We start from the raw sequence: 26,510 nt of genomic DNA, 5'->3' as shown, positions 1-26,510 counted from the left end.
GCGCACCCCGAATGACAAATGAATGACCGTTCATTCTCACTGGCGATGGTCTACCCTGTAGAGATGGACGACCACACCAACCGACAATGACGCCGACCGATCCTCCCCGTTCCGATGCCCCCACCGCCGCCCAGGCCCGCGCCGAAAGCCAGCGCACGCGCATTCTCGATGCCGCGCAACACTGCTTCATCGCGCATGGGTTCCATGCTGCTTCGATCAGTACCATCGCGGTGCAGGCGGGGATCAGCCAAGGCCTGATGTACCGCTATTTCGAGAACAAGCGCGGCATGATCCTGGCGCTCATCGAGCGCCAGCTGGAAGCGGACCGCCATTCCATCGGGCACATGCCGGCATCGCTGAGCTTGGTCGATGCGCTGCTCACGTGCTACCAGCTGTGGGCACGCGGCGAGTCGATCGGGCGTCACGACACGGCCATCGCCAATGTTGCGCTGTACGCGGAAATCACTGCCGAGGCGCAGCGCGACCCGCTGGTGGCAGAGGTCCTGCGCCGGCATGACAAGGCTGCCACGGAGAACATCCGTGCCTGGCTGAGACAGCACGACCAGGCCCGCGGCGTTTCCATCGATGAAGCCGACCTGCAGGCACGCACCCTGTTGTTCCGGATCACCGTGGAGGGGCTGGCCATGCGCGCGGTACGCGATCCCGATCTGTCTGCCGGTGCCGTGCGCGGCCTGCTGGAGCGCGCCATCGCGCACGTCGTTGGCGTCGCCTCGGCGTCCGCCGCGTAACGCCCGTCACACACGGCCGGCGCTACGCTTGGGCCACCCTCCCCTCGTGCCGGCTGCCATGACGCCCCTCGACAAACCGCTGCGCCGCGAAGTCCTGATCGGCGACGAGAGCTACACGCTCACGGTGGATCCGGAAGGCCTGAAGCTGGTCCGCAAAGGGCACCGCAAGGGGTTGGACCTGCGCTGGGAAGCACTGGTAAACGGCGATGCCGCGCTGGCAACCGCGCTGCAGGCGTCGCTGGAAACGCCCTGAGCCTCAGCGTTCCTGCGACACGGACTCGGCCAACGGGCGGTCGCTGATCTGGTAACGGGTGCTGCGCCCGCCTCCCGGCAGGCGCCGCAGGCATCCCAGTTCCACCAGTTCCGCAAGGTGCCGCGAGGCGGTTGCGCGCGAGACCTTCGCCACCGCCTGATACTGACTGCTGTTGATTCCGCCTTCGAATCCGCGTTCGCCGCCATCAAGCAGGCGGTTGAGGACCTTCATCTGCGCGGCAGACAGCACCAGCTGGCGATGCTGCCGCCAGAACCGCGCCTTGGCGAGCACCGCATCGATGCGATGGATCGCCTGCACCAGGCTGTGCTGCAGGGTGGACAGGAACCACTCCAGCCAGGCGGTGATGTCCAGATCGCCCTTCTGAGCGGCTTCAAGGACCCGGTAATAGCCAGCCCGGTCGTGCAGGATGCTCGCCGACAGTGCGTGGAACCGGATCACCTGCGGCTGGGCCTGCGCCAGTGCGAGATCGGTCACCGCGCGGCTGAGGCGACCATTTCCATCGTCGAAGGGATGCAGGGTGATCAACCAGAAGTGCGCGATACCTGCTCGCAGCAGCGGATCCAGGGTTGCGTCATCACGGCTCGCGGCGAACCACGCCAAGAAGGTCTCCACCTGTGCGTCCAGGCCCTCCCGGGGCGGCGCCTCGAAGTGGACCGTGGGCCGATCGATGCGCCCCGAAACAAGCTGCATGGGCTCGGTGCCCCGCAAGGTTCCAACCCGGATCCGGGACGGAAGAAAGCTGTCATCCGCGGGGAACAACCAGCGGTGCCATTGGAGCAGGCGTTGCAGGTCCAGCGGTTGGTCGTGCTGGGTGATGGCATCCAGGGTCAGGTCGGCAAGGCCCTCGCTGCGCGCGCTGATCGCCACCGGTGCATCCATGCCAAGGCGTCGTGCAAGCGAGGAGCGTACCGAGGCTACGTTCAAGCGCTCGCCCTCGATCGCCGATGAAGTGATGACACTGGCCAGCAGCGTGTCGAGCGCGTCGTCGGCGCGCTCAGGCTCGCTTTCGGCGCTGGCCAATCCGACCAGGTGACCCTGCGCCTGCACGCAGGCCCGAAGCAGTGGCGCCAGCGACGCCTGCTCCCAGCGGAACGTTGGCCAATCCGGTCGCTGCCAGATCCACATCGTCGTCATGTTCCGACCACCCTATTCAGCGTACTGAGTCGATTAAACCACCTATTCGCCTCATTGGATGAGGCGAATAGTCCACATATTCGCCTCATGACGTGCCCTGCGTCTCGGATATGACGTCAAAACGAAAGATACGTTGCAGTACTGTTTACGTTCTGTTAATTCTTTGTGCAGCGCACCAGGCCCTCTGGCACGCAAGGAGCACCAACCAAATGAAGACCTGACGAGATCACCGACCTACAACCCGACTGCAAGGTGCATGCATGAACGACGGCATTGGCAAGTGTGTTCACGCTCCAACCGCAATCTCGCCCTTGGCATCTGCAGTAAAGGCGGCACTGGCCGCCGCGCTGCTGCTCACCAGTTCCATCGCGGTGGCCCAGGACAGCACCCCGCCGGCAACACCTGAGACATCGACCCTGGACACTGTCTCGGTTCTGGGCAGCCGCACCAAGCCCCGCACCGTCTCTTCTTCCGCGGTTCCGATCGACATCATCAGCGGCGAAGAATTCCGCAACCAGGGCGCGACCGACGCCTTGGACCAGCTGAAGGTGCTGGTGCCCTCCTTCAACGTCAGCACCATTCCCATCGACGACGCAGCCAGCCTCATCCGCCCGGCCAACCTGCGCGGGTTGCCGCCGGACAACACCCTGCTGCTGGTCAACGGCAAGCGCTTCCACCGCGCGGCGGTCATCACGTTCCTTGGCCATGGCCTGTCCGATGGCTCGCAGGGTCCCGATCTCTCGGTGTTCCCCTCGCTCGCGCTGGAGCAGGTGGACGTGCTGCGCGACGGCGCTGCGGCACAGTATGGTTCCGATGCGATCGCGGGGGTGATCAACTTCGGGCTGAAGAAGCTGCGCGAAGGTGGCACCGCCGAAGTGTTCACCGGCAAGTATTACGAGGGCGACGGACTCACCACCCAGTACTCGGCGCAGATCGGCCTGCCCCTGACCGAGCGCGGCTTCGCCACGCTGACCGCCGAGTGGCGCAAGGTCGACGACACCTCGCGCAGCGTGCAGCGCGATGACGCGGCGGCCGCCATCGCAGCCGGATACCCGGGTGTCGGTGAGCCGGCGCAGGTCTGGGGATCGCCGAAGGTGGACGATGACCTCAAGCTGGTCGCCAACCTGGGCCTCACCACCGACAGCGTGGACTTCTACCTGTTCGGCAACTACGCCAAGCGCGATGTGGACGGCGGGTTCTACTTCCGCGATCCCACCGCGCGTTCGGGCGTCTATTCCAACGACGGCGGCGAGACGCTGCTGGTCGGCAACCTCACCGGGGCCGGCGCCTGCCCGACCATCGCGCTGCGCGACGGCGGTGGCAACCTGCTGCCGTACAGCACGGTGAGCGGCGCGGTCGCTGCCCTGCCCGCCAACTGCTACACCTTCCTGTCCAGCCTGCCGGGCGGTTTCACCCCGCGCTTCGGCGGCAAGCTGGAAGACAGCTCCATCTACGCCGGTGCCAAGGGCAACTGGGGCGAGTGGTACTGGGACGTGAGCGGGTCCTGGGGCCGCAACGATATCGAGTTCATCATCTACAACACCGTCAATGCCTCGCTTGGACCGGACCAGCCGGCCGGCCTGTACTTCCGCCCCGGCGGCAACACGCAGACCGAGAAGAGCGCCAACATCGACGTGAGCCGCGATATCGCCACCAGCTTCACCAGCCAGCCGCTGCGCCTGGCCATGGGTGCCGAGTGGCGCGAGGAGAGTTTCGAAATCAGTCCCGGCGATGGTCCGTCGACCGCGATCGGGCCGCTGACCGAGCAGGGCTTCGCGCTGGGCTCCAACGGCTTCAACGGCTTCAGCACGCGTACCGCCGGCACCTTCGACCGCCGCAACTGGGCCGCCTATGCGGACCTGGAAGCGCAGGTCACCGAGCGCCTGCTGCTGGCCGGCGCGCTGCGCTTCGAAGACTTCGATTCGTTCGGCAGCACCACCAACGGCAAGGTCACCGCGCGCTTCGACTTCAACGAGAACTTCGCGCTGCGCGGCGCCTACAACACCGGCTTCCGTGCCCCGACCCCCGGCCAGGCGAACATCAGCCAGATCAGCACCGTGTTCGGTGGCACCGCGCTGGAAGACATCGCCACCCTGCCGCCGACCAATCCCATCGCCCAGCTCAAGGGCGCCCAGCCGCTGACCCCGGAAGAATCGAAGAACGTCTCGCTGGGTGCGGTGTGGACCGAAGGCGATTGGCTGATCACCCTGGACGGTTACCAGATCAAGGTCGAAGACCGCATCGCGCTGAGCACCAGCTTCGCGGTCACCCCGGAAGAACGCGCGGCACTGGTGGCCGGCGGCAATCCGGAAGCGGCCTCGATCTCGCAGGTGACCTACTTCGGCAATGCGTTTGATACCACCACCACCGGTGTCGACCTGGTCACCAGCTTCAAGAGCACCCACTTCGGGGGCGACACTACTTACTCGCTGGCCGCCAACTGGAACCGCACCGAGGTCGACCGCTTCGACCCGGACTTCATCGACGAAGCGCGCGTGTACAAACTGGAGAAATCGCTGCCCAAGACCAAGGGCTATTTCAGCGTCCATCACCAGCGCCAGATCTTCAACGCCAACCTGCGTTTCAACTACTACAGCTCGTGGTATGAGGATCACCTGGACAGCGGCGTGATCTCCGCGGCGGACGGCGGCCTGCCGATCTACGGCGGCAGCGCGTTGATCGTGGATGCCGAAGTGGGCTGGAAGTTCGATTCCGGCCTGTACTTCAGCCTGGGCGCGCAGAACCTGTTCGACCGCACACCGTCCAAGAACCCGTGGTCCGGCGTGGCCGGCGCGGAGTACCCGGTGCATTCGCCCTACGGCTTCAACGGCGGGTTCTATTACGCGCGGGTGGGCTGGAAGTTCTAGGGCGCCTGTCGCAGAAAAGCCACCCCGCCGTTGCCGGCGGGGTGGTTGCGCGTTCGGTAATCACGTGCGCTTGCGTGAATCACGCTGCGAGCAGGGTGTCCTGTTCGCTCTGATCGTAGTAATCAGCATTGGCGATTACAGTTTTTGCGCCGATTACGTCGGTCGCCTCTCGGGCTGTCCACATTGACTGCTCGCCACGTCGAAACCAGTGCAGCCCCTTCAGCTGGGCACCGCAGCGGTGCACAGGTGGTGGAGCTGGCGGGAATCGAACCCGCGTCCGCAACGCATCCTCTCTGCTTCATACAGCCATAACCCGTTGCCAACGACTGCATTCGGGGTTTCTCGCCACACACGGCGAAGGCGTATTTGAAGATGCAGTGACCGGTGCTGCTTTCAGATTTCGCTCATGCTGTCTGCCGGCGCAGCTCACCGAGGAAGTAACGCGCCGGAAGGTGTCGCAACCAGCGTGGCTGCAGCCAGTACAGCCGCGGCGCCCAGCGCCGGAAGCGCGCCCAGCGCCGCTCGTCCTTCGCGGTCCACGGCAGCGCGAACATCTGCCTGACCTGCGGCGGCAACAGGGCGCGGGTGACGAACGCCTGCAGCGGCAGCGCCGGGCGCAGGTACCACGGCGCACCGTTGCCCAGCACGGCATGCAGGTAGGTACGCACTTCCTCATCCACGCACAGCTCCGCCTGCCGGCTCTCCCACCACGCGTCGAACGCATCCGCCGTGGCCGGCCACTGCTCGTCCGTCACCTGCAGGGTGCGTCCGAAGGCCCACGCCTCCCGATACAGCGGCTCGCGGCTGGCCGCAGGAATCGGGCCGACGAACAGTTCATGCATCTCAAGCCCGCCCCGGTACAGCGTGGCCGCCACCCACAGCTGAAGATCACGGTTGAATGCGTTGTAACCGTCGCCCTGCACCGGTACGTGAGCGCGGTTGACGTGGCGGGCAATCGTGGCCCGGTCTTCGTCCGTGCCCAGCGACACCGCATAGATGTAGCTCATCGTGGCGCGCAACCGCGAAAACGGGCGTCGCAGTGTCTGGCTGTGCCGCGCCACGCCACGCCCCACACCTGGATGGGCGAGCTGCCACGCCACGGCCGCACCTGCACCGAAGTAGATGTAGGACTCGATGTTGATGTCGGCCAGGCGGACGGAGGGCGGGGTGGGCATGCGCCGAGTCTAGTCAGCCGCACGTGGTACGGGTGTGGATAGGTCTTCCGCCGCATTGCTGCCTGATCGGCAACACCGTGGTCCCGCGTGCGGATCTACTGCGCCAGCCCCGGCCTGCCTAGGCTGGTATTGCCGGCCTGTCGCCGTGGCTGTCCTCAATACCCCTGCCCGCCAGCCGCTTCCCGGAGAATCCCCCATGTTTACGCTCGACACCCCCGTAGCGCCGCCCGCCCCCGCCCTCGATGAACTGGTTCCCTCGCGCTATGCGCTCAAGGTGGGCGATATCGAGGTACTGGTGGTCAGTGACGGCGTGCTGCCGTTGCCCACCCAGATGCTGGGCCACAACGTCAGCGCCGCCGAACGCGCGCCGTGGTTTGAACACATGTACCTGCCAGCCGACGCGCTGGACTGGGCGTTGAACGTGATGGTGGTTCACAGCGGCGAACGCAGCATCCTGATCGACGCCGGCCTGGGCATGGATCCGGACCTCAACCTGCCCCGCGCCGGCCAACTGATCCGCCGCCTCGGCGCGGCCGGCATCGCCCTGGATGAAATCACCGATGTGGTGATCACTCACCTGCACATGGACCACATCGGCGGCCTGCTGGTGGACGGGGTGAAGGAACGGCTGCGGCCCGACCTGCGGATCCACGTTGCAGCGTCGGAAGTGGAGTTCTGGAAGTCGCCCGACTTCAGCCGCACCAACATGCCCCCGGGCTTCCCGGACGCGCTGCGCGCCACTGCCCTGCACTTCCTGGCGGAGTACGGCGACTACCTGCGTACCTTCGACGACCAGCAGGAGATCGCAACGGGCGTGACGGTGGTTCGCACCGGCGGCCACACCCCGGGCCACAGCATCGTGCGGGTGGCGTCCGCCGGCAACGCACTGACCTTCGCCGGCGATGCCATCTTCGCCGTCGGCTTCGACCAGCCGAATTGGTACAACGGTTTTGAACACGACCCGGAAGAAGCGGCCCACGTTCGCCTGAAGCTGTTGAACGACCTGGCCGGCACCGGAGAAATGCTGGTGGCTACCCATCTTCCGTTCCCGTCGATCGGCCGCGTTTCAGTGGACGGCGACGCGTTCCGCTGGGTGCCGGTGTTCTGGGACTTCTGAGCCCGCCTGCTGGATTGGACCCGCGGTCAAGTTTGAAGGACTCCCAGCCATTCCGCGTCCAGCCGCGGGGTCCAAAGTAGCGCCTGTCGCATCCCTCCCCACTCTTCGCAGGTAACCACCCCATGAACACCCTCAACCGTGCGCTAGCCGCAACAGCGCTTGCCCTCGCCGTCCAGATCAGCGCCACCGCACTCGCCGCCGAGCCGGCGCGCCCGACCGCCGTTGCCAGCACCGCGCGCACGCCCAACTACCTCACCACCGCCGATGGCGTACAGCTTTACTACAAGGACTGGGGCCCGAAAGATGGCCCGGTGGTGACCTTCAGCCACGGCTGGCCGCTGAACTCGGACAGCTGGGACGCGCAGATGATGTTCCTGGCCGAGCACGGCTACCGCGTGGTCGCGCACGACCGCCGCGGTCACGGGCGCTCCAGCCAGCCGTGGGACGGCAACGACATGGACCACTACGCCGACGACTTGGCCACGGTGATCAACACCCTCGACCTGAAGGACGTGACCCTGGTCGGCTTCTCCACCGGCGGTGGTGAAGTGGCGCGCTACATCGGCCGCCACGGCACCGGTCGGGTCAAGAAGGCCGTGCTGATCAGCGCGGTGCCGCCGTTCATGCTGAAGACGGCCGACAACCCGGGCGGCGTGCCGATCGAGGTCTTCGACGGCATGCGCAAGGCGCAGCTGGAAAACCGCGCGCAGTTCTACAAGGACGTTCCCAGCGGTCCGTTCTACGGCTTCAACCGCCCCGGTGCCAAACCCAACCAGGCCATGATCGACGCGTGGTGGGTACAGGGCATGCAGGGCGGGCAGAAGAACACCTATGACTCGATCGCGGCGTTCTCGGCCACCGACTTCCGCGGCGACCTGAAGCGCTTCAACGTGCCGACCCTGGTCATCCATGGCGATGATGACCAGGTGGTGCCGATCAACGTGGGCGGCCGCATGTCGGCCAAGCTGATCCCCGGCGCCAAACTGATCGTGTATCCGGGTGCGCCGCACGGGCTGACCGAGACCCACAAGGACAAGGTCAACCAGGACCTGCTGGCGTTCCTGCAGCAGAAGTAATGTCGCGTTCGGCCAACGGCCGCCGTGTTGCGCAAGGCGCCGGATGCAGGTCCGGCGCCTTCTTTTTGCCTACGCACACGCAGGGTAAGCGCTTATGGCAATGCTGGCGCGCTCGTCCCAGAGTGACCCGACAGAAATCCGGGCGATACCATGGACGACATGGCACAGATACGCATCACCTATGACGGCCCGGCGCTCGCTGCATACGAGATGGACGCCAGGGAACTGGCCCCTGCCTTGATGGCGATGGCAGACCTTCTGGACACCAGCGTTCGCGCACTCCAGGGTGATCGCGCCAAGGCACAGATCAATGTAAAGGGCTCTTTCAAGACAGGCAGCTTCAGTGTCGACTTCACGACCTCCGTCAGCTTGCTGCAGGCCGCGAAGGACATCTTTGCTGGCGAGGGCATGACCGCCATTGCCAACGCCACTGCTGTGCTGACCGCACTGGGCCTGGCGGCGAAGACCGGATACACCGGCGTCGCCCAGGTGCTGCAATGGCTGCGCGGGCGCCGGATCACCCACGTAGAGATGACGGAAGAAGGACAGGTCACGCTGCATTCGGGTGAGGACGCCGTTGTGGTGGAGTACCCGGTGTTGGTGCTGCTACCCGATATTCCGGTCCGCCAGGCCTTCGACCGTGTTCTTGCCCCGCTGGACCGGGAAGGAATCGACACATTCGCTGCGGGTGACGACCACTCATTCGCGTTGATCGTGCGGGAGGAAGAACGCAGGTACTTCTGCGCGCCGACCGGTCCAGACGAGCCACTCCTGGAAGACACCCGGACGATGGCGTTCTCCATCGTCTCGCTGGCCTTCAAGGAAGACAACAAATGGCGGCTGTCAGATGGGAATCACACCATCAATGCCAGAATCTCCGATGCAGCGTTCCACTCCGCCGTGGACGCCAATGAGGCGTCGTTCTCGAAAGGTGACGTGCTGATCTGCGAGGTGAAGGTCACCCAGTGGCACACCCAGCACGGCGCCAAGACCGACTATGAGGTGATCCGCGTGATCGAGCATCGCCGTGCGGCAAACCAGATTGCGCTGCCTGGCATGCAGAAGGCTCAGCGCTGAGTCGGCAATTCGGGTGGTGTATTCACTGTGGGCTTCTGCCTCGCCGCTTCTTCCTTCAGCACTTCCTCGTAAAACGCCCGTTCGCGGGCTGCGGCGGCGGCCTGGTCGCGCGCGTCCTCCTCGCGGTTGAGGCGATCGAGCTCCTTGTACCCGGCCCACGTCTCCGGCGATATGGTTTCGAGCCGATTGTCCGCGCGCAGCTGCAGCGACACGGCGGGTGCCGTGGCCACGGCGAAGTTATCCATCAGCCACTGCTGCCGTAGTTGCGGTGACGCATTCATCAAGTCGGGCTCGGCGTAGGTGTCCATCGGCAATATCTGCTCGGCCAGCGCCTGTTGGGACGACATGCGTACCAGCCTCACGACCAGGCGCTCGTGCTCTCGGTCCTTCTGGTAAACGGCGACGACGTCGCCCTGGATCCAGAGCACGTACCAGTACCCTGCGATCGGGTAGACATGGAAGGGCCTGTGGCGAACCAGCAGCAGATTGCTGCCCTCATCGTAAAACGCCGACCATCCCGGCGGCGCCGGGTCGGGCGCGCAGTCGATGCTGCTTTTCATGATCTTCTGAAGATGCACCTCACCGCCACTGGCGTAGAGCCGCGTCGCCCAGCAGCGCGCACCGGTGTCGTTGTGCGATGCCAGCAGGATGGAGGATGCATCCAGCACCACCACGTCGCTGTGCACGACCGGATCCTTCAGTGCTTCCGGGTCCCGCAGCAGCGCTGCAAAGCCAGCGTCGGACAGCTTCTTGCCATCCACGTACAGGTCATAGCGGGTGTACTTCCGGTATTCGCTGACATTGATGTCCAGCGTGCTCTGCGTCACCGCCACGACCTTCAGCGGATCGGCGGATAAAACGGTCTCGCGGCTGGTCCTTCCGCACGCTCCCAGGAGCAGCGGAACGGCAACGAGAAGTGTGGCCATGCGCGACAACGCGCTGATGCTGGCGCTCATGGAACTCCGGGGGGCTGGGAAGGCAAGGCATGATCGTCGCTGCCAAGGTCGCGGTCGAGCAGGCAGTCGATGAAGGCGCGCAGCGCAGGACGCAGGTAACGCCTGCTGGAATAGTACAGATACAGGCCCGGCACCGTAGTCGACCAGTCGGCCAGCACGCGCCGCAGCCGTCCATCGCGCAGGGCCTCGGCGATCCCGTCGTCATTGTAGGCGTACAGGATACCGAGCCCCTGCAGGGCAGCAGGTACCACGATGTCCTGATGGTTGGAGATCAGCGGGCCCTCGCCGACGTACTCGGCGCGCTTGCCGCGCTTGATGAATTCCCATCCCGCCACCTTTCCGCTGCCCGGGAAACGCCAGTTGATGCAGGCGTGATTACCTAGGTCATCCGGTGTCCTGGGCTCACCAGACCTGGCGAGGTAGTCGGGCGACGCCACCGCCAGCAATTCGATGTCCGGCGTCAGCCGCACCGCCACCATGTCCTTCTGCAGGCGCCCACCCACCCGGATCCCGGCGTCGAAGCCCTCACCGGCGATATCGGCCAGGCCATCGTCGATCACGATGTCCAGCACCACCTCCGGATGCGCCTGCGCAAACCGGCCCAAGCGCGGGGCAATCACCTTCTTCGCCGCCATGCTCAGCGTATTGATGCGCAGCGTGCCCGCCGCGCGCGCATTGGCACCGACCGCTTCGGCCACCGCCTGGTCCATGTCGCGCAGCATCGGCGCTATGCGCTCATGCAACCGGCGCCCGGCTTCGGTCGGCGACACGCTGCGGGTGGTGCGGTTCAACAGCCGAACGCCCAGGCGGGATTCCAGCTGGCGGATGACCTGGCTCAGGGCAGACCGGGACAGGCCCAGGTGATCGGCCGCCCGGGCGAAGCTGGCGCGATCCACCACCGCCACGAAGGCCTTGAGTTCCGTGAATTCAGCGCCGCGCATTGTGCACTGTTCCCTACATGGTCTGATCCGATCATAGGCGATTCTCTTACCCTCCAGATCGGCTCACGCTTGCTCCACCCCGAACCCACTGGAGCACTGCCATGAAAGACCTGAACCTGCCCGAGCCGATAGCCGCCTACTTCCACGCCGACAGCCAGGGCGCAGCGGCCGTGGCCCGCTGCTTCACCCGCGACGGGGTGGTGCTGGACGAGGGCCATACCCATGCCGGGCCTGCGGCCATCGAGGCGTGGAAGACCGATGCCGCCGCCCGCTACAGCTACACCGCCACGCCGCACGCGCTGGAGCAGCATGCCCGCAGCTACCTGGTCACCAGCACCGTGGCCGGCAATTTCCCCGGCAGCCCGCTGGACCTGCGCTACGCCTTCACCCTGGAGCGCGGAAAAATCGCCCGGCTGGAGATCGGGGCATGAACTTCGATCTGCAACTGACCGGGAAGCGCGTGCTGGTTACCGGCGGCACGCGCGGGCTTGGCGCGGCGGTGGTCGAGCTGCTGGCGGGACTGGGCGCACGCGTGGTGGCAACAGCGCGTACCTTGCCGCACGCGCCCATCAAGGGTGTGCATTACATGGAAGCAGATCTCGCCAGCGCTGAAGGCGCCCGCCAGGCCGGCGGGGCAACACTGCATCACCTCGGCGGCATCGACGTGCTGATCAACGTGGTGGGCGGCTCATCGGCACCTGCCGGCGGGTTCGCCGCGCTGGACGATGCCGAATGGGCCAACGCGCTGGACCTCAATCTGATGCCTGCCGTGCGGCTGGATCGCGCACTGCTGCCGGCGATGATCACGCAGGGGTCCGGCGTGATCCTGCACGTCACTTCGATCCAGCGCACTCTGCCGCTGCCCGAGGCGACCACCGCCTATGCCGCCGCGAAGGCCGCCCTGTCCACCTACAGCAAGGCACTGTCCAAGGAAGTCACGCCGAAGGGGGTGCGGGTGGTGCGGGTCGCGCCGGGCTGGATTGAAACCGAAGCCTCGGTCGCCTTCGTCGAACGTATCGCGGCCGAAGCACAGACCGATTACGAAGGCGGCAGGAAACGGGTCATGGACGGGCTGGGCGGCATCCCGCTGGGGCGACCGGCGCAGCCCCGCGAAGTGGCCGACCTCATCGCGTTCCTGGTCTCGCCACGCGCGGCTTCGATTTCGGGCACGGAGTACACCATCGACGGCGGGACAGTGCCTACGGTGTGAGGCACGCAGGCCCGGGGAGATTTGGACTCAGGATCAAGTTATCAGGACTTTATTCGACTGATCGTGCGCGCGTGGCCGGCAAAGTAGCCCTGCCGGCCAACGCCGCCCACGCAATCCCACCGTCCCGAGGAGTCGTCCATGTTCAAGCTCATCCCTGCAGTGTTCGCGGTCGCCCTGGCGGCCGCCCTCTCCCCCGCCCAGGCCAGCGACGCCGTTCGCGGCCAACCGGTGCACAACGTCGTGCTGGTGCATGGCGCATTCGCCGATGGCAGCGGCTGGCGCGGGGTGTACGACGACCTGACCGCGCGTGGCTACCACGTGTCGATTGTGCAGAACCCGCTGACCTCGCTCGCTGACGACGTGAAGGCCACCCAGCGCGTGCTGGATCGTCAGGATGGGCCGGCCATCCTGGTCGGGCATTCGTGGGGCGGCACCGTGATTACCGAAGCGGGTGTGCACGACAACGTTGCCGGGCTGGTCTACGTCTCGGCGCTGGCGCCGGATGCGGGCGAGACCACGGCGCAGCTGTACACCGGTTTTGCGCCCACGCCTGAGTTCGTGATCGAAACCGGCAGCGACGGTTTTGGCTTCATCAAGCCCGACAAGTTCAAGGCAGGCTTTGCGCATGACACCACCGATGGGGACGCGGCATTCCTGCGCGATTCGCAGGTGCCGATCAACATGTCGGCGTTCGGTACGAGGCTCACGCATGCCGCGTGGCGCACCAAGCCGAGCTGGGCGGTGATCGCCACTGAAGACAAGGCGTTTGATCAGGCGATGCTGATCCACATGGCCGAACGCATCAACGCGCAGATCACCAAGGTGCCTGCGAGCCATGCCGTCTTCATGACCCAGCCGAAGGTGGTGGCCGATACGATTGATCGTGCGGCCAAAGAAGTCGGGAAGAACATCAAGTAGGCCGCTCACGATCTTCAGCTGTGAGGCACGGGTAGCGCCGGACCGTTGGTCCGGCTGAAGCCAGCTACCCTTCCGCTCGGCGGCGCAAAGCTCTAGCTCGGCTTCTTCGGAGCGTCCCGCCGGAACAACTCCCATTCCTCGATCCGTTTGCCGTCCGGCAAGTGGCAGATACCCCGCTCGTTGCCATCCCGGTCCTTCTCGATCATGACCTTGCCACCGCGCTTCACGCAGTACTCGGATGCCGGGTTGGCCATGCCAACAGGAACACCATTCTCGCGTGCCTCCTGGTTCTGCTGGGAACACCCTGCTGCTCCGGCAACCGCGATGGCAGCAGCGAGCAAGGCGACATTGATACGACGCATGAGCCATCTCCAGAACTGCCCTAGTGGCTCAGGAGTGTGGAACCGGAGTTGTGAACGCTCTGTAGCAGCAACACCGGTAGCGCCGGACCGTTGGTCCGGCGACTCTCCACATAGCCCGCGACAACCTGCGCAGGCCGCATTTCCATCATCCGCGCCCCAGCTGGGCAGTCGCGGACACCTCCAGGGCACTAGTGCACCGCCGCAGCCGCCTTGGTGGCTTCCGTAACAGCCGCAGGCGTAAGCGGCGAGTTGTAGACATCCACGACGGAGATCAACGCCAGCAGGTTCCTGATGGTCAGGTCTTCCACGGTTCCCGGGCAGTGCTCCAGGATGTCGATCAGTGCCAGCAGTTCCACGATGCGCAGATCATAGATGCGCAGCAGCTCGCGGATGACCCGGAACAGATCCGTTCTGGATACATCGTCCACGCCGATCAACCGGTTGACCAAGGTACCCGGTGCGTGAGGGTGTGCGCTGCGGGTAGAGTGAATGGCACCAATGACATCGCTGAGCGCAAGCGACTCGAACGGCGTGTCGTTGGCAGTCAGATGCTCTTCAAGCGTAAGCCAGGCGGAGCTCCCCCACTCCAGGGTATCGGCGATCTGGCCGAAGTAGTGGGTGAAGTCGACGGATGTGCGCGTAGGCGCGGTCAGATTTTCGGATGACATGGCGGGATTCCTCAGTTCAGTTGAGATCCAGCGCCCTGCAACGGGGGGGGGGGACGCTGATGCGCCTCACTCTTCGGGCTGCAAATCCCGGTCGCCGATTTTGCGGTGACGATGCCATTCTGGTTCTTGAGAGGACCGCGCGTCAACGCGGCGGACATCGATCTGTGCGCGGGGTATCAGCGGCCCGCACGAAATGTGAAGCGTGCACTGTCGTCGCCGGCCTTTCGCGACATGCGGCTTGCCACAACTCTCCACGCGATAGACGTATGCAGGGGAGGCTGTTCGTAGAAGCATAAATTTTACGCGGCCTGCAGGCATACGTTTTCCACCAAGAAGCTCCGCATACGGAAAAAGTCATGGCTCCATGGTGGTCAGATCGGAGGTTAGATCGGCAAGAGCCTCACCCCGTCAGCCGAAGGCAAGTACCATGCATTTACGCCGTACGATTCAATACTTTGCATTGCACCGCCCTCAGGTTTACATACAAATACGCTGTGTACTGCGTGATTGGAATTGCTGGACAACGACCTCAACCTAGCATGCCTTGATGCCGGTTCGTCCACGAACGAGGCACTCTTACGCGAATGGATTGCGTACCAGATGATCGGCTGCCGCCAGAGCCCGCTTCATGGACAGTGGCCGCAGGCAGGCCATTCGGGAATGTCCGGCTCCATCAAGCCTCGCGAACTAGCCGAAGCCCTCGCGTGGGCTGGGGCAAACCTGCAAGTTCTCAGCGCCAAGTGGGAGGAGTTGAATCCATGAGCCAGCCACAATTTGTGATTCGAAACGTCACTGCCTTGGCACCTGGTCGCCTCGGGCTGCAGTTTGGTGACGGCATTGATGTAGTTGTTGATCTCCGAGAGGTAATCAACAAGCATCCCTCGCTTGCGAGGCTTGCCGATCCGAACATATTCCGTGCCGTGTCGCCTGATGAGTGGAACCGCGGCGTAATCTTCGCCGGTGACGATGATCTGACTCTGGCCAGCGACAACCTGCGTGCAATGGCAATTGAGCAGGCAGGTGGCTACTCACATCAGCAGGTCGTTACCTGGATGCACCACCATGGCCTGTCGCTTGACACCGCCGCCGACGCGCTTGGCATCAGTCGCCGCATGCTGGCGTACTACCGCAGTGGTGAGCGCCCCATTCCGAAGACGGTAGGGCTGGCGATGCTGGGATGGGAGGCTCAGGAGTGCGGTCACCACTTGGACGCGTACGATAAGGTTGCGTAAGAGGTGACGCATGCTCCCGGATGTCTGTGGCTCTCCCGTGGCCAGAGCGGCAGCCTGCCAGTGATCCTATTCGCAGGTCGACGCGGCGGCCTCCAATAGCGGCCCCACGGCAAGCAGCGTTGGCGGGGCCGTTCTAAACCGGAGAGGGTTGGGGAGCTACTTGAAGTAGGTCTTCATCAGCTGGGTAACCGCTTCTATCTCGGCAGTGCGCGCAGCCTGTTCCGGCTCATCGGCGATGTGCGCATGAAGGTGGTCGTTCAGCACCTCCAGCATCAAGCCGTGCATAGCTCCCCGGGCTGCGGCGATCTGCGTAAGCACATCCACGCACTCAGCACCGTTCATCAGACTCTGTTCCAGGGCAGCGACCTGCCCGCCGATGCGCCGGACGCGGGCAAGAAGCTTTTTGGGGTTGGCGTGGATATGCGACATGCATAAATGGTATACCCTGCAGGGGTACCCGTGCATACCCCCCTCCCCTATGAACGAATCGACCGGCAGCATCCACCCCTCGCGGAATCACACCCATCAGTTCGGAACAGGCAACCCCCTTGCGGAACTGAACACCCGCCGGGCCTTCTGGCTCACGGCGGTCATGATGGTCGTAGAGATCCTCGGCGGCTGGTGGTACAACTCGATGGCAGTGCTAGCCGACGGCTGGCACATGAGCTCCCATGCTTTGGCCCTGGGCCTGTCGGCGTTTGCCTATGCCTTCGCACGCAAGCATGCGAGCAACCCGCGCTTTGCCTTTGGTACCTGGAAGGTCGAAGTGCTGGGCGGCTACACCAGCGCGATCCTGCTGCTGGGCGTGGCTGGGATCATGGCGTTCGAATCGGTCAACCGCCTGCTGGCTCCGACCGAAATTCATTACAACCAGGCCATCGCGATCGCCTTCGTCGGTCTGGCGGTGAACCTGATCTGCGCCTGGCTGCTGAAGGACAATCACGATCATGGACATGATCACGGGCACGGGCACGGCCATGGGCAACACCACGCCCACGATCATGATCACGGCGGCCATGCGCACGACCTGAATCTGCGCTCTGCCTACATCCATGTTGTGGCAGACGCGGCTACCTCCGTGCTGGCCATCGTTGCGCTGTTTGGCGGCAAGCTCTGGGGTGCGTCCTGGCTGGACCCAGTGATGGGCATTGCGGGCGCGGTGCTCGTCACCGTCTGGGCGGTCGGACTGCTGCGGGACTCAGGCAAGGTGCTGCTGGACGCGGAAATGGACGCCGACGTTGTCGATGAGGTGCGGGAGGTCATTGCCGAGTCGCAGATCCCTGCACAGATCGAGGACATCCACGTTTGGCGTGTGGGCCGCAATCACTACGCCTGCATTCTGGCGCTGGTGACGGAGTCGCCGGTATCTGCCGACTACTTCAGGAGCGCGCTGAGCATTCACGAAGAGCTCGTGCACGTGACCATAGAAGTCAGGCTCAGATCATGAACACCCCATGCACGAAGCGTTGCTCCTTCACCTGAGCAGGCAGGTGGCTACCCACATCGGCAGGCCGTTACCTGGATGCACCACCATGGCCTATCGCTTGACACCGCCGCCGACCGCAGCGGTGAGCGACCCCTGCCGGTGATCCTATTCGCAGGTAGATGCGGCGGCCTCCAATAACGGCCCAACGGCAAGCATCGGTGCTGGTTGGTCAGCTGGAAACGCGGCGGCAATGGCTTTGGCGGCGCGGTCGGCATGGGGCTGGAAATACCACGACGAGTCGCTGGAGAGGGCCTTTCCATGCACTTCCTGTTCGAACCGGTACTGGCCCCAGTAGATGGCCAACGGCTCTTCGAGTGCGTTCAACGGGTTGGGCAGGGCCAAGGCACCGGGACATAGCCGCGCGAACCCTGCAGCCAACGCCTCGCGGCTGGCCGCGGGCTGACCAGCCGACAGAAAGTGCGCGTACTCATGCAGCACTATCGGCGCCCAGTCGTCTTCAACGGCCCAGTCCGAGAACAGCACGATGGAGCCACCGCGCAGCTTGGCCTGGGTGCGGTTCGAGTACGGCCACCACACGAATCTCGCATTGAAGACGGGCGCGGAATTGGCGCCGTAGAAGGTGCGCATCCGAGTGGCAAAGGCAGCGGCCTCCGGTGCCGCCAGTTCCCTGGTCAACGCCTCCTGTTGCCGGCTGAAACGATCCTCCCCGGCCAACACCTCCCGCGCGTGGGGCGCAAAGCGGGCGTAGTAGCGCCGTAACAACGCCTGCTCACCCGGGGCCTGCGCGGCGATGGCGGCCTCGGTGGCGGCGGTGAATGACGCCGCGTTCTGGAAGTAAGCGGTATATGGGTCGCCGATGCGTGTATCGCTCCCAGCGAGGAGGCGATCAGCCAAGGGCCGCTCTCCGTCGTCATTCCGGGCCATGGGGGAAGTTCGTTGGCGAAACTGCCCATAAGCCGCGAGCGCGGCACGATCCTCCACGTCCAGCCCAAACCTGCGCTCCCAGTCCTGCTGGTAGATCGCGTTGGTGTACCCCGGCAGCCAATCAGGAAGGTTGTCCAGCAGATTGAACAGATCGAACGCTTCCTCATAGCTCACGGTCACCAACGGAGGCGCCTGACGCGTCGGTCCGCCTGGCTGACCGGTGGCCCACTGTGGCACCAGTAGGAGAATCGCGATGTACACCAAGTGTGTGGCGTTGGATCTGAAGGACATCCGACATGCTCCGTGACGAACGATTTGCCCGATTCGAGCATGGCGTCGGAGGTTCCACAACGTGACCATCGGCAGGGGCCCCAGCCCATTGCCTTGACTGTGCGCCGGCAGGCGGTCGCTGGCGTCGGCAACGCCGCTTCGCTGCAGGCGGACGCGAGCATGGCGGCGGTCAGTGCGGCCGCGGGTCATGGGGAGACCCGTGCCCTCGTGGCCGTTAGCGGCGACGCCTTCGCCAGCGTCGCCAGACCACCATCAACATCCACGCGATGCCCGCGTAAACGAGAGCCGTCAATAACCGACCTGCAGGCATTACGAAGAAAATTACTTCGGAGTCAGGCCGGAAGAAAGGCTCACCCATCCAACTCCCAAGCGGCAGATAGTACGCCTGGTGGAGTATGAGCAAGTGCAGGTTATCCAGCAGCGTCGCGCACCACCAGAGCATTGCCGGCAGCACTATCCACGCAGTCAAGAGCAGCCAACTCCACCTCGATGGCGCACGCATCATCGCCGCGCCTTCCTCTCCGATTGACCCTGGACAGAGCCAACACCGCGCTCCACCTGTGCTTCCATCACAGCGCACTCCCATCTGTCAGGCCTCGCGACCTTTCCGTTGACCGGCAAGGCCCGCATGCCGCGCCCGGACACGTCCGGGTCTACGGCTGGACCTCCATTTCCCGTGTTGCCTCGCGAATGGGCTTCGCGCAGACGCATTGGCGCTGCTTGCTTAGGAGCGCCTGGCCGCGTCGATGGTATCGACCGGCATCGATTGCAATGGCGCAACAACTGATGACGAAACCATGGATCGAAACCTCTTCGGCAAAATGCTGGCCGCACATCTGCCAGACGCGCAAGCCCTTACATCAGCCCCCGCGCACTGACCCCGATAGCTCCAGACCTTCTCGGATAGATTGCTCCACGTCCTGGTCAAAGCATGCGCTACCGACAATACGCAGTCTGATATCAGAGGCCATCACCTGGTCAGAATCGAGAAATGAGAGTTCCACCAATCTGATAAGCGTCTCCTTGGAAGGAGAGCGCATCAACCACCAATGGAACACGCTATTTCTGTCGTGTTCGGAGGCCTCTTCCATCCCAGGCTGGTAGGTGGCCATGAGCTCAGCCAAATGATCGAGTGGCACCAACCCATACTCCATCCACTTGGGGTCGAACTGCATGAGATCCAGATACTTCCTGATATCCATCAGTCAACACCCCACGACGGCGCACCAAGATCCTCGATAAGCTCTGCGCACTTTACCGGATCGGATCGGCAGGCATTGGTCATTGAATCCGCACCGACCAGAGGCATCGACATTGCCTTGATAATGTACTTCCACCAGACCCAGCGGATCGACCCTGTTGATTGGGTCGCCGCCAACATAAGCATAGAAGCTCAGGCCACCATTCAGGTGCAACGGATCTTCCGAGATGAAACGCCCCATGCTTGGATGATAGTACCGCGCGCGATAGAAGTAGAGCCCACTCGCATCCAGCTCTCTCCCAGCAAATTGCCTCAAAGCCAGGTCCGCGGCCAAATTCGATTTCAGAGCAGGCGCTAGGTCCGGCTTCCAGTCGGACATATTTTGGTTCTTTGAGAATCATAAGTTGGCCAAAGCGGCCATCTCGTGGTTCAAGGAACACACATCGCTATCAGAGATCGGATGTGGTGGGCCCACCAGGATTCGAACCTGGAACCAAAGGATTATGAGTCCTCTGCTCTAACCGTTGAGCTATAGGCCCTCTGCGGTTGCACAGTGTAGTGGAGGCGAAGCAGGGCTTGCTACTGGGGACGGGCGGAAGCAGGGCGTGCTACGCCCCACTTCAGGGCCTTTGGCAGGCGTTCGGGCCCGTGGAACGCTTGAGGTAGCCAGTGCGACATGGCGCCAATGGCCTGATCAGCGCGGCAAGGCGCCGGGGCGGGCAAAGAGCGATCTTCGGCTGGGGTCATGCGTTACCGTGCCGATGGGCGAGGTCGGCGGTCGTTTGGGAACCGACCCTACCCATTGAGCGTATTGCGTGCCCCGACCGGCGCGCCGCGCCGGCGCGATACTGCAAGCCCGATCCGTCCGTCGCTGGCGGCAGCACATGAAAAAACCCCGCCGAAGCGGGGTTTTATCATTTACGCGACTGCCTGGAAATCAATCGATGTCCAGGAAGCTGCGCAGCTGCTCGGAGCGGCTCGGGTGGCGCAGCTTGCGCAGCGCCTTGGCTTCGATCTGGCGGATGCGCTCGCGGGTGACGTCGAACTGCTTGCCCACTTCCTCGAGGGTGTGGTCGGTGTTCATGTCGATGCCGAAGCGCATGCGCAGCACCTTGGCTTCCCTCGGGGTGAGGCCAGCCAGCACGTCACGCACGGTTTCCGACAGGTTGATGTTGGTGGTGTTCTCGATCGGGGACTCCACGTTGGTGTCCTCGATGAAGTCGCCCAGATGGGAATCCTCGTCGTCGCCGATCGGGGTTTCCATCGAGATCGGCTCCTTGGCGATCTTCATCACCTTGCGGATCTTGTCTTCCGGCATGTCCATTTCCTTGGCCAGCTCCTCCGGCGTGGCCTCGCGGCCGTACTGCTGGAGCATCTGGCGGGAAATGCGGTTCAACTTGTTGATCGTTTCGATCATGTGCACCGGAATACGGATGGTGCGCGCCTGGTCGGCGATCGAACGGGTGATGGCCTGGCGGATCCACCAGGTCGCATACGTGGAGAACTTGTAGCCGCGGCGGTACTCGAACTTGTCCACGGCCTTCATCAGGCCGATGTTGCCTTCCTGGATCAGGTCGAGGAACTGCAGGCCACGGTTGGTGTACTTCTTGGCGATGGAGATCACCAGGCGCAGGTTGGCCTCGACCATTTCCTTCTTGGCCTTGCGCGCCTTGGCTTCGCCGTAGGCCATGGCCCGGCTGATTTCCTTCAGCTCTTCCAGCTCCAGCGAGGTGCTCTTCTCGATGTCGATGGTGGACTGCTGTTCGGCAATGATCTGGTCCTTCACGTCACGCAGTGCCGAGGACCACTTCTGCTTGCGCTTGAGTGCGTCTTCCACCCATTCCAGGTTGGTCTGGTTGCCTTCCCAGGAACGGATGAAGTCCTTGCGCGGCATGCGGGCGGTGACCGTGGCCAGGTTCAGCACGCGGCGCTCGTGGCCCTTGATGTCGGCCATGACGTCGCGCAGCTGCTTGACCAGCACGTCGGTCAGCGGCAACGGCAGCTTCAAGGTGACGAAGATCGCGGCCATGTCATCGCGCAGCTTGGCCAACGGCTTGCGGTCGGCCTTGGCGGCCGCCTTCTTGAAGGCGGCGTAGGCCGCAGCCAGGTCGGCCATGCGACGGGCGACTTCTTCCGGATCCGGACCGGTCGGGCCGGCTTCTTCCTCGACGTCGTCGCCGTCTTCTTCGTCGGCGTCTTCGTCGGCATCGGCGTCATCGCTGGTGTCTTCAGCCACGACCGGGGCCGGGACTTCTTCCACCAGGTCGTTGAAGCCGACGATCACTTCGGCCAGGCGCTTCTTGCCTTCCTTGTGGGCTTCGTAATCGGACAGCAGCGATTCGACCGACACCGGGAAGGTGCCGAGCGCGGCCTGGACCTGGCCCAGGCCTTCTTCGATACGCTTGGCGATGGCGATTTCGCCTTCGCGGGTCAGCAGCTCGACGGTACCCATTTCGCGCATGTACATGCGCACCGGGTCGGTGGTGCGACCACCTTCGGTGTCGAGCGCGCTCAGCGCGGCGGCAGCTTCTTCGGCCGCGGTGTCATCGACTTCGCGGTTACCGGTGTTGCCGTCGTTGAGCAGCAGGGTTTCGGCATCGGGCGCCACTTCATGGACATCGATGCCCATGCCGTTGATCATGCCGATGATGTCTTCGATCTGCTCCGGGTCGACAATGTCGTCGGGCAGGTGGTCATTGACTTCGGCGTAGGTCAGGTAGCCCTGTTCCAGGCCCTTGCTGATCAGAAGCTTGATGTCGTTTTGCTGGGCAGGACGTTCGTTGGCCATGTAGTGCTCGCGCCACCGGCAGGGATAGGGAATAGAACCTAGCATTATACCAGCCCAGCTCCCCTTCTGGCCCGGGCGGTGGTCCCGGGGTCAGGGTCTGAGCAGGAAAGTCACTGGACCATCGTTGACCAGGCTGACAACCATATGGGCGCCAAACTGGCCGGTTTCCACCCCAAAAACATGTTTTTGACGACAGATCTCCACCAATCTGTTGAATCCACGTTCAGCCTCGGCGGGCGGCGCGGCGGTACTGAAACCCGGTCGCATGCCACTGGAGGTATCGGCGGCCAGGGTGAACTGGCTGACCAGCAGCAGGCCGCCCCCTGTCTCCCCCAGGGATCGGTTCATTTTCCCGCTCTCATCAGCAAACACACGGTAACCCAGCAACCGATCGGCCATCCGCCGGATCTGCGCCTCGGTGTCCCCCGGCTCCATGCCCACCAGGGCCAGCAGCCCCGGCCCGATCTGGCCGACGATGGCCTCGTCCACGCGGACGCTGGCCTGGGTGACACGCTGGATGAGGACGAGCATGGCGGACGGTTCCGGTAGGGGGAGGCGGCCTACCTTAGGGGTTGGGGCCGCGCACCGGCTAGACTTTGCCCCGATGAAACCGCAAACCACCGCCCGCCTGGCCTACCGCGCCGCTGCCCTGTTCACCCGCCTGCCCTGGTCCTGGCTGCGCGGCTTCGCCCACGCGCTGGCCTGGCTTTGGATCCGCCTGGACGCCCGCGAGAGCCGGGTGACCCGGCGCAACCTGGAACTGGCCTACCCCGAGCTGTCGGCCGAGGCGCGATCGGCCCTGCACAGGGCGGTACTGCGCTCGACCGCCCTGCAGGCGGTGGAAACCCTGCGCCTGTGGACCCGCCCGCGCGAGCAGAACCTGGCCCTGCTCACCGAGCGCCACGGCGAGGCGCTGTACGACGCGGCGCTGGCCAGCGGCAAGGGGGTAATCGTGGCCGCCCCGCACTATGGCAACTGGGAGCTGCTGAACCAGTGGCTGGCCTCGCGCGGGCCGATCGCCATCGTCTACAAGGCGCCTGACGAGGCCGTGGGCGACGAATTCCTGCAGCTGGTGCGCGGCGGCAGCAACGTGCAGCAGGTGCGGGCCGAAGGGCCGGCCGTGCGCCAGCTGTTCAAGGTACTCAAGGACGGCGGCGCCACCGGGATCCTGCCGGACCAGCAGCCCAAGGCCGGCGATGGCATGTTCGCCCCGTTCTTCGGGGTGGAGGCGCTGACCATGACCCTGGTCAACCGGCTGGCCGAGCGCACCGGCGCCACCGTGCTGTACGGCTGGTGCGAGCGCACCGGCCCGGGCATGCAGTTCGCCCTGCACATCACGCCAGCCGACGCCGCCGTGGCCGATCCTGACCCGCGCACGGCGGCCAGTGCGCTCAATGCCGGGATCGAGGCGATCGCCCGCCGCGATCCGGCCCAGTACCAGTGGACCTACAAGCGTTACACGCTGCGCCCGCCGCAGAGCGACGAAGTGGACCCGTACGCTACCGAGGAACATCCTCATTAGGTGCCGCCTCATCAAGAGCCGCCACATCGATTGAAAACCGGAGCGCGACGCTGCGTCGCGCCGGCCGCGATTGATTCGGCGCCTTCCGACCCCACTGTGAAACCACGATGTCCCCCACGGCCCCTGCCATGTCCCCAGCTGCTTCTTCCCCGTTCGGCGATCCGGCCGCGATCCGCTGCGAGCGCGCGGTAGCCGAACTGCGCGCCGGTCGCCCGGTGGTGATCGACGACAGCCATGGCCAGCGCCTGGCCTTCATCGCCCTGGACAGCAGTACCCGCAGCAGCTACAGCGCGTTTGCCGAGGTCGCCGCGGGGCAGCATTACCTGTTCCTCACCGCCACCCGCGCGCGGGTGCTGGGGGTGGCCGCCGAACACGGCGCGCGGGTGCCGCTGGCCGGGATCGACTTCGATGCCCTGCCTTCGCTGAGCTACCTGCGCGAGCCCGAGCCGATGCCGGCCGGGTGGACCGCCGGCCAGGCGCTGGACGATGGCGCGGTGGAGATCGCCCGGTTGGGCCTGCTGCTGCCGGCCATGGTCGGGGTGCTGCTGGCTCCCGGGGACAGCCGCTTCGACAGCTGCGCGCAGGTCTCGCTGTGCGACCTTGCGCAGGGCGCCGAACAGGCCGCGCACGCCTACGAGCTGGTGGCACGCTCGCCGGTGCCGCTGCGCGAGGTCGGCATGACCGAATTTGCGGTGTTCCGCGGCGGGGTGGCGCAGCGCGACCAGGTCGCGATCATCGTCGGCACCCCCGACCTTGCCGGGGTGGTACCGGTGCGCGTGCACTCCTCCTGCCTGACCGGTGACCTGTTCGGTTCGCTCAAGTGCGACTGCGGCGACCAGCTGCGGCGCGGCCTGCGCAAGCTCAAGGAGCTGGGTGGCGGCGTGCTGCTGTACCTGGACCAGGAAGGCCGCGGCACCGGCATCGCGGCCAAGATGCGCGCGTACGGTTACCAGCACGACGGGCTGGATACCATCGATGCCGACGCGCAGCTGGGCTTCGGCGCCGACGAGCGCCGCTATGGCAGCGCGGTGGCGATGCTGCAGGGCCTGGGCGTGCAGCGCGTGCAGCTGCTCAGCAACAACCCGACCAAGGCCCAGCGCCTGCGCCACGCCGGCATCGAGGTGGTGGACTGCGTGCCGGTGACCGGCGACATCACCGCCGAAAACGAGCATTACCTGCGCACCAAGGCCGAACGTGCCGGCCACCTGCTGGACGTGGACGCGCTGATCCAGGCGGCGCAATAGCCCGCGCCAACCTGCTACCGTCTGCGCGACGGGCGCAGCCGAGCTGACGTAAGCGCCCGGCATGTTTCCTCCTGCCGAGCACCCGCCTTGTCCGACCTCGCCGATACGTCTTCGCCCTTGCCCCCACCGCTGCCCGCGCCGGGCGACTGGCAGCCCCTGCCGGGCCGCGCGGCCACGCTGGCCGGCATCGCCGGCGCGATCACCGGCGCGATCATGATCGGCGGCGTGCTGGGAACACTGTGGGTGGTGCTGGACATGCCGATGCGCTGGTTGGGGGCGGTAGCGATGCTGCTGCCCGGCGCGCTGGTCGGCGCCTTCTTCGGCTACCGCCGGCAGCGCCGCACCTGGTGGCGACTGGACGCACAGGGCCTGGGCGTGCGCCGTGACCTCATGTGGCAGCTGGAAACGCGGGTGCCGCTGTCGCGCGTGCAGCACCTGGACCTGCGCCGCGGCCCGATCGAGCGCACCGCCGGGCTGGCCACGCTGGTGGTGCACACCGCCGGCAGCCGCTTCAGCGCGGTGTCGCTGGCGGGACTGGACCAGGCCGACGCCGAGCGCCTGCGCGATACGCTGGGCCGCCAGCTGGACCAGGACGACGACGCGCTGTGAGTACGCCGGTAGCTGACGACGCCGCGCCCGACCAGCGCCTGCATCCGTGGTCGTGGCTGTTCGTGCTGCTGATGCAGCTGCGCCAGTTCCTGCTGCCGCTGGTGGCACTGCTGGTGTTCGGCGGCCGGGGTGACAGCGACAGCGAGGAGATGTGGTCGAACCTGGCCGCGCTGGTGGTGATCGTGGTGCTGGTGGCGAGCTCGATCCTGCAGTACCTCACCTACCATTACCGGATCGGCCGCGATGCGATCAGCGTGCGCAGCGGGGTGATCGCGCGCAACCGTCGCGAGATCCCCTTCGCACGCATCCACAACGTGGTAGTGCACCAGAACCCGCTGCATCGGCTGTTCGGCGTGGCCGAGCTGCGCCTGGAATCGGCCGGCGGCAATCGCCCGGAAGCGGAAATGCGCGTGCTGCGGCTGGACCAGGCGCTGGCGCTGGAACAGCTGGTGCGGCAACGCGGGCAGCAGGCGGTTGCCAGTGGCGACGAGGCTGCCAGCGGCGCCGATGCCCCGCCCACCGCAGCGCCGGCCGACACCGTGCTGCTGCAGCTGGGTACCGCCGACGTGGTCCGGATCGGACTGCTTTCCAACCGGGGCTGGGTGGTGGTCCTGGCCGCGATCGGTGCCTCGTACCAGCTGTTCCCGCGCGGCGCGGTGGATGACGCGATCAAGTACGGCGGGCGCCAGGCCTTCGGCTACGCCAACACGCTGCATCCGGCGACCTGG

Annotated in this window: 27 protein-coding genes and 1 tRNA gene; 15 read left to right on the top strand and 13 right to left on the bottom strand. The window is 64.9% G+C overall.

Translation table 11 applies throughout. The features are described 5' to 3' along the window. Positions 1–86 precede the first annotated feature (86 nt). On the top strand, positions 87–749 hold the full coding sequence (locus RWO33_RS07130; RefSeq protein WP_314103653.1) for a helix-turn-helix domain-containing protein: 663 nt from the start codon (positions 87–89) through the stop codon (positions 747–749). A gap of 58 nt (positions 750–807) precedes the next feature. Continuing rightward, positions 808–1,002 carry a hypothetical protein gene (locus RWO33_RS07125; RefSeq protein ID WP_145479082.1) on the top strand — a complete coding sequence of 65 codons (195 nt, stop codon included), beginning with the start codon at positions 808–810 and terminating at the stop codon, positions 1,000–1,002. A gap of 3 nt (positions 1,003–1,005) precedes the next feature. Here the strand turns inward: RWO33_RS07125 and RWO33_RS07120 are convergent, their stop codons facing one another. Continuing rightward, positions 1,006–2,157 (bottom strand): Fic family protein, encoded by a 1,152-nt coding sequence (locus RWO33_RS07120; RefSeq protein WP_314103650.1) that lies wholly within the window; start codon positions 2,155–2,157, stop codon positions 1,006–1,008. Between the two features lie 311 nt (positions 2,158–2,468). Here RWO33_RS07120 and RWO33_RS07115 point away from each other — a divergent pair, with 311 nt between their 5' ends. After that, a complete protein-coding gene (locus RWO33_RS07115) occupies positions 2,469–5,024 on the top strand; it encodes a TonB-dependent receptor (protein WP_314103648.1) in 2,556 nt (851 codons plus the stop codon). Positions 5,025–5,428: 404 nt separating this feature from the next. On the opposite strand, the gene RWO33_RS07110 is transcribed toward RWO33_RS07115, so the two are convergent. Beyond that, on the bottom strand, positions 5,429–6,199 hold the full coding sequence (locus RWO33_RS07110; RefSeq protein WP_314103645.1) for an oxygenase MpaB family protein: 771 nt from the start codon (positions 6,197–6,199) through the stop codon (positions 5,429–5,431). A 196-nt stretch (positions 6,200–6,395) separates the two neighbouring features. On the opposite strand from RWO33_RS07110, the gene RWO33_RS07105 reads away from it, so the two are divergent. The 3 genes from RWO33_RS07105 (at position 6,396) to RWO33_RS07095 (ending at position 9,469) form a co-directional block, all read left to right on the top strand. Further along, a complete protein-coding gene (locus tag RWO33_RS07105) occupies positions 6,396–7,316 on the top strand; it encodes an MBL fold metallo-hydrolase (RefSeq protein ID WP_314103643.1) in 921 nt (306 codons plus the stop codon). A gap of 122 nt (positions 7,317–7,438) precedes the next feature. After that, the gene (locus tag RWO33_RS07100; protein ID WP_314103640.1) at positions 7,439–8,392 is read left to right on the top strand and encodes an alpha/beta hydrolase; all 954 of its coding nucleotides are present in this window, start codon (positions 7,439–7,441) and stop codon (positions 8,390–8,392) included. Positions 8,393–8,542: 150 nt separating this feature from the next. Then, entirely contained in the window at positions 8,543–9,469 is a 927-nt protein-coding gene (locus RWO33_RS07095) for a hypothetical protein (RefSeq protein WP_314103638.1), read from the top strand. Here RWO33_RS07095 and RWO33_RS07090 read toward each other — a convergent pair. Beyond that, entirely contained in the window at positions 9,460–10,425 is a 966-nt protein-coding gene (locus RWO33_RS07090) for a hypothetical protein (RefSeq protein ID WP_314103635.1), read from the bottom strand. The two genes, RWO33_RS07095 and RWO33_RS07090, sit on opposite strands and share 10 nt — an antisense overlap. Further along, positions 10,422–11,366 (bottom strand): LysR family transcriptional regulator, encoded by a 945-nt coding sequence (locus RWO33_RS07085; protein ID WP_314103632.1) that lies wholly within the window; start codon positions 11,364–11,366, stop codon positions 10,422–10,424. Before RWO33_RS07085 ends, RWO33_RS07090 begins: the two co-directional genes overlap by 4 nt. Positions 11,367–11,467: 101 nt before the next feature. Between RWO33_RS07085 and RWO33_RS07080 the strand changes: the two genes are divergently transcribed. The 3 genes from RWO33_RS07080 (at position 11,468) to RWO33_RS07070 (ending at position 13,494) form a co-directional block, all read left to right on the top strand. After that, the gene (locus RWO33_RS07080; RefSeq protein ID WP_314103630.1) at positions 11,468–11,797 is read left to right on the top strand and encodes a nuclear transport factor 2 family protein; all 330 of its coding nucleotides are present in this window, start codon (positions 11,468–11,470) and stop codon (positions 11,795–11,797) included. Further along, the gene (locus RWO33_RS07075) at positions 11,794–12,576 is read left to right on the top strand and encodes an SDR family oxidoreductase (RefSeq protein ID WP_314103627.1); all 783 of its coding nucleotides are present in this window, start codon (positions 11,794–11,796) and stop codon (positions 12,574–12,576) included. Before RWO33_RS07080 ends, RWO33_RS07075 begins: the two co-directional genes overlap by 4 nt. A 138-nt stretch (positions 12,577–12,714) precedes the next feature. Continuing rightward, positions 12,715–13,494 (top strand): alpha/beta hydrolase, encoded by a 780-nt coding sequence (locus tag RWO33_RS07070; RefSeq protein ID WP_314103624.1) that lies wholly within the window; start codon positions 12,715–12,717, stop codon positions 13,492–13,494. A gap of 92 nt (positions 13,495–13,586) precedes the next feature. On the opposite strand, the gene RWO33_RS07065 is transcribed toward RWO33_RS07070, so the two are convergent. Together RWO33_RS07065 and RWO33_RS07060 are read right to left on the bottom strand one after the other, a co-directional pair. Then, positions 13,587–13,856, bottom strand: coding sequence for a DUF333 domain-containing protein (locus RWO33_RS07065; RefSeq protein ID WP_314103623.1), 270 nt, complete (start codon positions 13,854–13,856; stop codon positions 13,587–13,589). Positions 13,857–14,044: 188 nt separating this feature from the next. Then, positions 14,045–14,524 carry a hypothetical protein gene (locus RWO33_RS07060; RefSeq protein WP_314103620.1) on the bottom strand — a complete coding sequence of 160 codons (480 nt, stop codon included), beginning with the start codon at positions 14,522–14,524 and terminating at the stop codon, positions 14,045–14,047. Between the two features lie 758 nt (positions 14,525–15,282). Here RWO33_RS07060 and RWO33_RS07055 point away from each other — a divergent pair. Next, a complete protein-coding gene (locus RWO33_RS07055; protein WP_314103618.1) occupies positions 15,283–15,756 on the top strand; it encodes a DUF2442 domain-containing protein in 474 nt (157 codons plus the stop codon). A gap of 156 nt (positions 15,757–15,912) precedes the next feature. Here RWO33_RS07055 and RWO33_RS07050 read toward each other — a convergent pair whose 3' ends face one another. Continuing rightward, complete coding sequence (locus tag RWO33_RS07050) at positions 15,913–16,185, bottom strand: metal/formaldehyde-sensitive transcriptional repressor (RefSeq protein ID WP_314103616.1); 273 nt, start codon at positions 16,183–16,185, stop codon at positions 15,913–15,915. A gap of 49 nt (positions 16,186–16,234) precedes the next feature. On the opposite strand from RWO33_RS07050, the gene dmeF reads away from it, so the two are divergent. Beyond that, complete coding sequence (dmeF, locus tag RWO33_RS07045) at positions 16,235–17,203, top strand: CDF family Co(II)/Ni(II) efflux transporter DmeF (RefSeq protein ID WP_314103613.1); 969 nt, start codon at positions 16,235–16,237, stop codon at positions 17,201–17,203. 144 nt (positions 17,204–17,347) lie between these two features. On the opposite strand, the gene RWO33_RS07040 is transcribed toward dmeF, so the two are convergent. The 6 genes from RWO33_RS07040 to dtd form a co-directional block, all read right to left on the bottom strand. Next, complete coding sequence (locus RWO33_RS07040) at positions 17,348–18,307, bottom strand: hypothetical protein (protein WP_314103610.1); 960 nt, start codon at positions 18,305–18,307, stop codon at positions 17,348–17,350. A 971-nt stretch (positions 18,308–19,278) separates the two neighbouring features. Beyond that, positions 19,279–19,620 (bottom strand): hypothetical protein, encoded by a 342-nt coding sequence (locus RWO33_RS07035; RefSeq protein WP_314103608.1) that lies wholly within the window; start codon positions 19,618–19,620, stop codon positions 19,279–19,281. A 3-nt stretch (positions 19,621–19,623) separates the two neighbouring features. After that, entirely contained in the window at positions 19,624–19,998 is a 375-nt protein-coding gene (locus RWO33_RS07030; protein ID WP_314103606.1) for an RHS repeat-associated core domain-containing protein, read from the bottom strand. Positions 19,999–20,082: 84 nt separating this feature from the next. Then, positions 20,083–20,158: transfer RNA gene (locus RWO33_RS07025), tRNA-Ile, on the bottom strand. A 398-nt stretch (positions 20,159–20,556) separates the two neighbouring features. Then, positions 20,557–22,407, bottom strand: coding sequence for an RNA polymerase sigma factor RpoD (gene rpoD, locus RWO33_RS07020; protein ID WP_145479063.1), 1,851 nt, complete (start codon positions 22,405–22,407; stop codon positions 20,557–20,559). A 90-nt stretch (positions 22,408–22,497) separates the two neighbouring features. Continuing rightward, positions 22,498–22,938, bottom strand: coding sequence for a D-aminoacyl-tRNA deacylase (gene dtd / locus RWO33_RS07015; protein ID WP_314103603.1), 441 nt, complete (start codon positions 22,936–22,938; stop codon positions 22,498–22,500). A 73-nt stretch (positions 22,939–23,011) separates the two neighbouring features. On the opposite strand from dtd, the gene RWO33_RS07010 reads away from it, so the two are divergent. The 4 genes from RWO33_RS07010 to RWO33_RS06995 form a co-directional block, all read left to right on the top strand. Then, on the top strand, positions 23,012–23,929 hold the full coding sequence (locus tag RWO33_RS07010) for a lauroyl acyltransferase (RefSeq protein ID WP_314103601.1): 918 nt from the start codon (positions 23,012–23,014) through the stop codon (positions 23,927–23,929). Between the two features lie 107 nt (positions 23,930–24,036). After that, positions 24,037–25,173, top strand: a complete 1,137-nt coding sequence (gene ribA, locus RWO33_RS07005) for a GTP cyclohydrolase II RibA (RefSeq protein WP_145479060.1) — start codon at positions 24,037–24,039, stop codon at positions 25,171–25,173. Positions 25,174–25,260: 87 nt separating this feature from the next. Beyond that, on the top strand, positions 25,261–25,782 hold the full coding sequence (locus tag RWO33_RS07000) for a PH domain-containing protein (RefSeq protein WP_314103597.1): 522 nt from the start codon (positions 25,261–25,263) through the stop codon (positions 25,780–25,782). After that, positions 25,779–26,510: PH domain-containing protein (locus RWO33_RS06995; RefSeq protein WP_314103595.1), on the top strand; the 732-nt coding region annotated here is incomplete at its 3' end. The genes RWO33_RS07000 and RWO33_RS06995, both read left to right, overlap by 4 nt.

It is taken from the genome of uncultured Stenotrophomonas sp. (genome assembly GCF_963519925.1).
GTDB lineage: Bacteria > Pseudomonadota > Gammaproteobacteria > Xanthomonadales > Xanthomonadaceae > Stenotrophomonas > Stenotrophomonas maltophilia_AE.
Note: the sequence above shows the minus strand (reverse complement) of the source record. Positions and strands in the feature narration are given on the sequence as shown.

Bases quoted from the DNA above. Each gene is read 5' to 3' on its own strand.
- RWO33_RS07110 (WP_314103645.1), bottom strand. From the start codon at position 6,199: ATGCCCACCCCGCCCTCCGTCCGCCTGGCCGACATCAACATCGAGTCC.
- ribA (WP_145479060.1), top strand. From the start codon at position 24,037: ATGTCCCCCACGGCCCCTGCCATGTCCCCAGCTGCTTCTTCCCCGTTC.
- RWO33_RS07030 (WP_314103606.1), bottom strand. From the start codon at position 19,998: ATGTCCGACTGGAAGCCGGACCTAGCGCCTGCTCTGAAATCGAATTTG.
- RWO33_RS07105 (WP_314103643.1), top strand. From the start codon at position 6,396: ATGTTTACGCTCGACACCCCCGTAGCGCCGCCCGCCCCCGCCCTCGAT.
- RWO33_RS07080 (WP_314103630.1), top strand. From the start codon at position 11,468: ATGAAAGACCTGAACCTGCCCGAGCCGATAGCCGCCTACTTCCACGCC.
- RWO33_RS07090 (WP_314103635.1), bottom strand. From the start codon at position 10,425: ATGAGCGCCAGCATCAGCGCGTTGTCGCGCATGGCCACACTTCTCGTT.
- RWO33_RS07065 (WP_314103623.1), bottom strand. From the start codon at position 13,856: ATGCGTCGTATCAATGTCGCCTTGCTCGCTGCTGCCATCGCGGTTGCC.
- RWO33_RS07055 (WP_314103618.1), top strand. From the start codon at position 15,283: ATGAGCCAGCCACAATTTGTGATTCGAAACGTCACTGCCTTGGCACCT.
- rpoD (WP_145479063.1), bottom strand. From the start codon at position 22,407: ATGGCCAACGAACGTCCTGCCCAGCAAAACGACATCAAGCTTCTGATC.
- dmeF (WP_314103613.1), top strand. From the start codon at position 16,235: ATGAACGAATCGACCGGCAGCATCCACCCCTCGCGGAATCACACCCAT.
- RWO33_RS07075 (WP_314103627.1), top strand. From the start codon at position 11,794: ATGAACTTCGATCTGCAACTGACCGGGAAGCGCGTGCTGGTTACCGGC.
- RWO33_RS07070 (WP_314103624.1), top strand. From the start codon at position 12,715: ATGTTCAAGCTCATCCCTGCAGTGTTCGCGGTCGCCCTGGCGGCCGCC.
- RWO33_RS07085 (WP_314103632.1), bottom strand. From the start codon at position 11,366: ATGCGCGGCGCTGAATTCACGGAACTCAAGGCCTTCGTGGCGGTGGTG.
- RWO33_RS07095 (WP_314103638.1), top strand. From the start codon at position 8,543: ATGGACGACATGGCACAGATACGCATCACCTATGACGGCCCGGCGCTC.
- RWO33_RS07100 (WP_314103640.1), top strand. From the start codon at position 7,439: ATGAACACCCTCAACCGTGCGCTAGCCGCAACAGCGCTTGCCCTCGCC.
- RWO33_RS07010 (WP_314103601.1), top strand. From the start codon at position 23,012: ATGAAACCGCAAACCACCGCCCGCCTGGCCTACCGCGCCGCTGCCCTG.
- RWO33_RS07125 (WP_145479082.1), top strand. From the start codon at position 808: ATGACGCCCCTCGACAAACCGCTGCGCCGCGAAGTCCTGATCGGCGAC.
- RWO33_RS07050 (WP_314103616.1), bottom strand. From the start codon at position 16,185: ATGTCGCATATCCACGCCAACCCCAAAAAGCTTCTTGCCCGCGTCCGG.
- RWO33_RS07120 (WP_314103650.1), bottom strand. From the start codon at position 2,157: ATGACGACGATGTGGATCTGGCAGCGACCGGATTGGCCAACGTTCCGC.
- RWO33_RS07035 (WP_314103608.1), bottom strand. From the start codon at position 19,620: ATGGATATCAGGAAGTATCTGGATCTCATGCAGTTCGACCCCAAGTGG.
- RWO33_RS07060 (WP_314103620.1), bottom strand. From the start codon at position 14,524: ATGTCATCCGAAAATCTGACCGCGCCTACGCGCACATCCGTCGACTTC.
- dtd (WP_314103603.1), bottom strand. From the start codon at position 22,938: ATGCTCGTCCTCATCCAGCGTGTCACCCAGGCCAGCGTCCGCGTGGAC.
- RWO33_RS07130 (WP_314103653.1), top strand. From the start codon at position 87: ATGACGCCGACCGATCCTCCCCGTTCCGATGCCCCCACCGCCGCCCAG.